Origin of the sequence: Persicitalea sp., from assembly GCF_041751555.1 — a bacterium.
Lineage (GTDB): Bacteria > Bacteroidota > Bacteroidia > Cytophagales > Spirosomataceae > Persicitalea.
This window is the reverse complement of record NZ_JBGSXF010000075.1, coordinates 1-6,001: the sequence shown is the minus strand read 5'-3', so window position 1 is coordinate 6,001 and position 6,001 is coordinate 1. Positions and strand designations below refer to the sequence as shown.

The following is a 6,001-nucleotide window of genomic DNA, read 5'->3' as shown; positions in this document are numbered from 1 at the left end:
AGTTCCAGCACGCCATTGGCGCTGCCGTAGCGGCCCGTCAGGATGGCGGCGCGGCTGGGGCTGCATAACGAAAAAACGACATGGGCGTTGGTGAAGTTTTTGCCCCGCTTGACCAGGCGGTCGAGATTGGGCGTCAGGATGGTCGGGTTGTCGTTTTGCCGCACGGCGTCGAATCGCTGGTCGTCGGTGAGGATGACGATGAAGTTGGGTTTTTGCGGGGCGATGGAATTTGACGTCCAGAGAAGTACTACCAGAAAAGCAAAGAAAGTTTTTTTTGCCATGAACAAGAGTAGCTGCTGCACCACTTTAAAAATACAACCCCAGCAGATCCGGCTTCTCCCCGGTTTCCAGCCACATTAGACTCAGCGCCAGTACCCCAATGCCATCTACGGCATCGTAGCGATCCTCACCGGGATGGCTGCGAAACATCCCCTGCGCCCAAAGCTTATCGACTGCTTCGCGCGCCACGGCATCTGCCAGGTCGCGGTAGGCTTTATCACCCAATTGCTCGTGACAATTCATCAGGAAGAAAATCACCCGCCCGTAGTGTTCGGCGTAAGCGCCCCGTCCCTTGCGGGCGGGCAATTCCTCACGGATGGTCGTCACCCAGCGGTCCACGGCCTGCCGGAACATGGGCTTGCCCGTTCTTTTGTAAAGCATCAGGCAGCTCTCGCCGAAGGAGATGGGGTAGTTGTGCGTGGGGAAAAGTGGTTCCCAGATGTCGGAGTAGTTTTGCGGCTTGTAGGGGTAGTCGTCGGTGCGCCAGACGGGCTTCCCGTCGGCCAGGTTGAGCATCCCGTAGTAGCGTTTTTTCTCTTCATCGAAGCCGTATTTCAGCCAGGCGGTGATGGCTTCCTCGGCCATTGCGTTCCACTTGGCAGCATGTTCTTTGTCAGCCCAGCGGGCGGCTTCCAGCAAGCAAGCCGACCACAGGCCCACTTCCGAGGTGGACACATACTTGTCCCAGCGGTCGTGCATGGGGCTGTTTGGAATCAGGCCCGTGTTCGGGTCGCGGTGGTTGAAACTGAACCCGGCGATGCGGTCGGCGATGGCGAGGTCGGCGGGGTTCTTGGTTTTGTCGTACAGCCAGGCCATTGTATAAATTAAAGTACCTCCTGCTTCGGTGAAGGCATGGTCGCTCTTCTGGTCGGCATGGCGGTTGAATTCTCCCGTGGCAGAATCCACGAGGTGGTTTTCGGTGCTGACCAGGATTTCTTTTTTAGTCACCTCGGCGTTCACGTTCCAGAGCGCGTCCCAGGCCGGAATTAGCGGACGCGCCTCGTGCAGGTTGCCCGTTTCTTCCTTGAAATCCACGGCAAAGGGCTTGCTGTAAAATTTCATGGTGCTATCCACGAAGGCGTTGTAGAAGTAATGGTTGCCCCAGAGGAACACGCCATTGTCAGCGATGCAGTTTTTCATGAAATCCTGCATATAAGCGGTCGCTGAATTTCTGTAAAAACCGTCGCCTGTAATTTGCGAGAGATTGATAGCCGCCACGACGGAAGGCATATCCCAGTACAGCGTAGCTCCCTTAGGCGCGTCCACGGAGCGGTTGAGGTAAGCCCGCTGCGGAATGTCGGGCGGACGAGTCGGGTCCTTGGGGTACATTCCGGTTTCGGTATTCAGGCTGGCCATCCAGAAAGCCGTTTTTTCCGGGCCATAAACGTCCAGGCCCTTGGTCAGTTGCTTTTGGTAGTGGGCGATTATCTTATCGAGGTAGCGGCCTTTTGTCGGCTTGTCATTAGAAGGTGGTTTCGAGCTACTACCAGCGGAAAGACTACTGGCCGCTAAAAAGAGAAGTACCCCCGCTACATAAACAGCACGAAATCGTAATTTTAACATATCTCTTATTTTTAACAGAAATCAAATCTTTCCCTGCTACTCGTACGCCAACCAGGCCGTCGCCACGCAATCCTTCTCCGCCGAAAACCGAATCCAACGCGCCTCGAAAGCATTCGGGAATTCATAGGCAAACGTCTCGCCTGGCTTCACCGTCACTTCCCGGTAGGTCATCCACGGCCCGTGGCCGATGGGGTTGACCTCGATTTGAAAAGACACAGACTGGGTGGATTTATGCGAGAGTTTCAAAATCTTTTTGTCATAAAAACCAATAAGATAGGGGTCGGAAGGCGTACCAGATTTTACCTGCGAATCCTTCCACGGCCCGCCGTGGCCCACGGCTTTGCCGAGTCTCCAGAGGTCGTCGATGGTACCGGCCCAGACTTTGGCCTTGCCATCGTCGGAAGTGATGATGTGTTCGCCCGCCGTAGCGTTATTGTCCAAACCAGTCATGACCAGCAGCCCGCGATAGGAAGCGTAGTCGTGGATGTTCAGATTGTGAGAAGCCACGGGCCGGATTTTGGCAAAGCCGTCGGCGTTCTCGGCGGGTAGTTCGTACAAAGTACCGTGGGCGTTGAGCAGGTCGCGCTCGGTGGCTACCTCGCGGGCGATGCGTAAAGTACCCCCATTGATTTTTTGAGTGAATTTTGAGTCGCCCAGCGGCAGCCGCCAGCGTCGTCCGCTGTCATCTACGACAAGTACCGAAGACTCTTCAACGGCAATGGCCTTTTCAGGAATCGCAAACTTCTCGCGGATGAACTTCGCTGATTTGGGATCGTCCTTTTTGACGAGATTCATTTGGGCGTCCAGTTCGTAATAGCCGCCTTCGGCGTACTTGCCGTTGGCAAAACTTCCGGCTAACATTCCCAGCGCGCGGCGGTTGTCGCCAAGTCCGTACATCAGCCCACCCGTGTAGTTTGCAGTGCCTACGTTGCTGAGTCCGGCAAAGATTTTGTCCTGATTTTCTGGGTAGCGAGAAGCATCGCGGTAGTTGAACGTGACGGTGGCAATCGTGGCGACATTGCTCTTGACTCGCACCCACTCGCCCTTTTCGTTGGCTGGGAACTCAACGGCCACGGCTTTACCCGGCTCGACCTTCACAGCTTGCTGAATCTGCCAGTTGCCTTTGCCGTCTTTGTCTATCTCGAAAGAAATCATCGCGGTCTGAACGCCGTGGTTCATCACCCAAGCCATGCGCTCGTCCCAGCCCGCGAACAAGACTGGCTCGGAAACTTCATTTGGCTTGACATTTTCCGAAAGCCAAACGGCTCCCTGCGCCGTGTTTGGCCCAAGTTCGTCAGGTTTGGTGAAGGTGGTGAACCACAAATTGGAATTCGATTGTCCCGGCCCGCCGAGGTCACCTTTGATCTTTCTTTTATTCAAAAACTCCTTCTGCGCCGAGTCGTCGCAGCCGAAAACCAGACGGTCGCCCCAGCGGGTGTAGTCGCCGATTACTTTGAGGTAGGCCGAGCGCGGACGTATCCCCGCCGTGTTTTGGGCAGTGAAAGTTTGGGGGAACTTCCAAAACATCCCATGCATCGTCATCAGGTAGTCGGGCTTGCCCTCGGTGCCTACGTCGCGGATGCGGGGCCATTCGGTGTTCCAACCGTGGGCGCCGTCGTAGCTGTGGCTGGCCTTGGGCAGGCGGTAAAAACTCCATCCTTTCTCAGCATCCCTTACTCCCAGCAGTACCGATTTATGATCCCAGCCAGTGGCCCAAATCGGGTCGGTGGCGGGATTGGTGTTGCCATAAATCCCGCCCGGCCCGGTGACTTCCACAAACTGGCTGCGGCGCACGACCTTCCAATCCTTGCCATTCCACTCAGCCAGCGCGCCCGACTCGATGTCGAATTGTTTCAAGGCTTCTTTCGACGCCTCGCCGTTGTTGGAGTACACCGCTACACCCTGCCCGGAATAGTAGCCCTTGCCGTGTGCACCGGGCAGCAGCGAGCCTTTCTGATTGGTGGAAATGTCGTCGCCCTTCGCTTGCTTGACGTTGGCGTCTTCGTAGAGCATTTTGGTTTTCAGGCTGTGGACATCTAACTCGTAGAAGCCCTCCTCCATCGTAGCCAGCAGCAGTTTGTTAGCCGGGTCGGTGAGGTGACGAGCCAATCCGGTGTAGCGGCCCGGCGCATCCCGGTAGGGGATGGTGCGGACGTTCCGCTGTGCGTCGATGGCGTAGGGGCCAATAAAAAGCTGGTTGCTTTCTTTGTGAATCATCCGGTCGGCGGGAGTGCCACCTACGCTTTCGGACCGAATGATTTGCTTTAAGTCGGTCGTGACTTCGTACAACTTGTCCGACGACCCGTAGGGCAGATGCGGCCCGTAGGTTACTACCCACAGCCGCCCCGCCCAGGAAACTACGGCTCCGGTGCCGCATTCGCCTTCGTTGTTGTAATAGGCCAAGTGCGGATATATCCCGCTGATTTGGCGGGGCTTAGTTTGGGATTGAACCGAATTTTTTACTAAAAATAAGGCAAGTACTATCGCCAGGAATTGCGGTTTCTTCATTTTAAGAAATTTGTAAGCTTCATTTCGGGGACACAGAGTTTTTAAGTTGGATGGATACTACGGTACGCCGCACTCTTCACCAGTTAAACAAATCAACAACCTTCAATACCCTGGATTTTGCGTCAGTTCCGCGTTCAGCAGCCGTTCGCTGGCCGGAATGGGCCAAAGGTATTGCCGGGCGGCGTCGAACTGATAGCCCGCGATTTTCCGGGCGTAGCCCGCCTTGATGATATGTTCGTGAAAAACCAAACCGTCCTTGTCGATGATCGGCAGCAGCGTGTTGGTGAACGGCCACTGCTTGCGATCTTGCTTGGTCGGGTCGTTCAGGCCCGGCACATCCACGTTCAAGGCTTTGTCGGCCAGCTTCCAGCGGATCAGGTCCATGTAGCGCAATCCTTCCAGCACTAGTTCCACGCGGCGCTCCCGGCGCAGGGCGTTGCGCAGCGTGGCTTGGTCGGTGGCGGTGATTTTCGGATAGCCCGCGTCGGTGACCGACTTCTTGCCGTAGGCCCGGGCGCGGATGGAGTTCAGGGCGTCCAGTACGCTTTGGTCTATGTCGTTGAGTTCGATTTTGGCCTCGGCATACATCAGCAGCACATCGGCGTAGCGCAGGATCAGAATAGGGCTTTCGGAAAGCCGCAGGTCGGCCCAACTCTGATCCACCCGCTTTTTCCAGACGAAGCCCGTATAACTGGCAAACTGGGCAATGGAACGGGTATCGTTGTTCTTGACCCGGTTCCCGAGCTTGGGGCTGTACACCTGCACCGAGTCCGGGTGCGATTGGTAAACGTAGCCCAGCCAGGGCGTACTGAGTTCCACGATGCTCATCGTCATGCGCGGGTCGCGATTCTTGAAGGGCTGGTGCGGGTCGTAGAGCGGTGATTTGTCCACGGTCAGGCCGTCGGTGCATTCGTAGATGTCCATGATCGACCAGGTGGGAATCTGTGACCCGAATCCGCCGGAATTGCGGGTGATGTAGGTGCGCACATCGCCGGTACCCAGAAACGGCTGGCCCAGCGAAACCGACTGCGGCAGGGAGAAAATGATTTCGCTGCTATTCTCGCCGTCTTTCAGGAACAGGTTCTGATAGTTGGGGTACAAATCGTGAATCCCTAGATCCATAATTGCTTTTGAGGCGTCTCGGGCCGTGGCGAAGTCGCTCATGTACAGGGCGATCCGGGCCTTGATCCCCAGGGCGGTACTCTTGGTCGCACGCCGGACATCGCTGGCCGCGTAGCTTTTGGGCAGGGCCGCCGCCGCTGCGTCCAGTTCTTTATAAATAAAGTTCAGGATGACCTTCCGGTCCGTGCGGGGGAGTTGGTAGGATTCTTTCAGCGGCACCGACTTCTCGTAGAAAATAACGTCGCCGTAGTGGCTGATCAGAACGGAGTAGCAGTAAGCGCGGACAAAACGGGCTTCGGCCTCGATACGCTTGTAGGTGGCCTCCGATACGGTGCTTTTGGCGCGGGGCAGGTTTTCCAGCAGCGTGGTGGCCCGGGAGATTCCCTGATAGAGATTGGCCCAGTAGCTGTTGACGAAGCTGGTCTGAGAACTGATGGTGCTGTTGGTGATGGGGTTGGTGATCTGCCCCCGCACCCAGTGGTCGTCGCCCCACTCGTATTCGTCCACCCTGAAGAGCGATTTCTGATAG

Annotated in this window: 4 protein-coding genes; all 4 read right to left on the bottom strand. The window is 56.2% G+C overall.

Annotation, left to right across the window (positions count from 1 at the left end):
- A partial coding sequence (locus ACEW8P_RS02460; RefSeq protein WP_373511527.1) for a sulfatase-like hydrolase/transferase occupies nt 1-281 on the bottom strand: 281 nt, incomplete at its 3' end.
- A gap of 25 nt (nt 282-306) precedes the next feature.
- Entirely contained in the window at nt 307-1,842 is a 1,536-nt protein-coding gene (locus tag ACEW8P_RS02455) for a hypothetical protein (protein WP_373511526.1), read from the bottom strand.
- 36 nt (nt 1,843-1,878) lie between these two features.
- A complete protein-coding gene (locus ACEW8P_RS02450; protein ID WP_373511525.1) occupies nt 1,879-4,350 on the bottom strand; it encodes a hypothetical protein in 2,472 nt (823 codons plus the stop codon).
- A 102-nt stretch (nt 4,351-4,452) separates the two neighbouring features.
- A partial coding sequence (locus ACEW8P_RS02445) for a RagB/SusD family nutrient uptake outer membrane protein (RefSeq protein ID WP_373511524.1) occupies nt 4,453-6,001 on the bottom strand: 1,549 nt, incomplete at its 5' end.

Coding starts and splice junctions, on each gene's coding strand:
- ACEW8P_RS02455 (WP_373511526.1), bottom strand. CDS start 1,842: ATGTTAAAATTACGATTTCGTGCTGTTTATGTAGCGGGGGTACTTCTC.
- ACEW8P_RS02450 (WP_373511525.1), bottom strand. CDS start 4,350: ATGAAGAAACCGCAATTCCTGGCGATAGTACTTGCCTTATTTTTAGTA.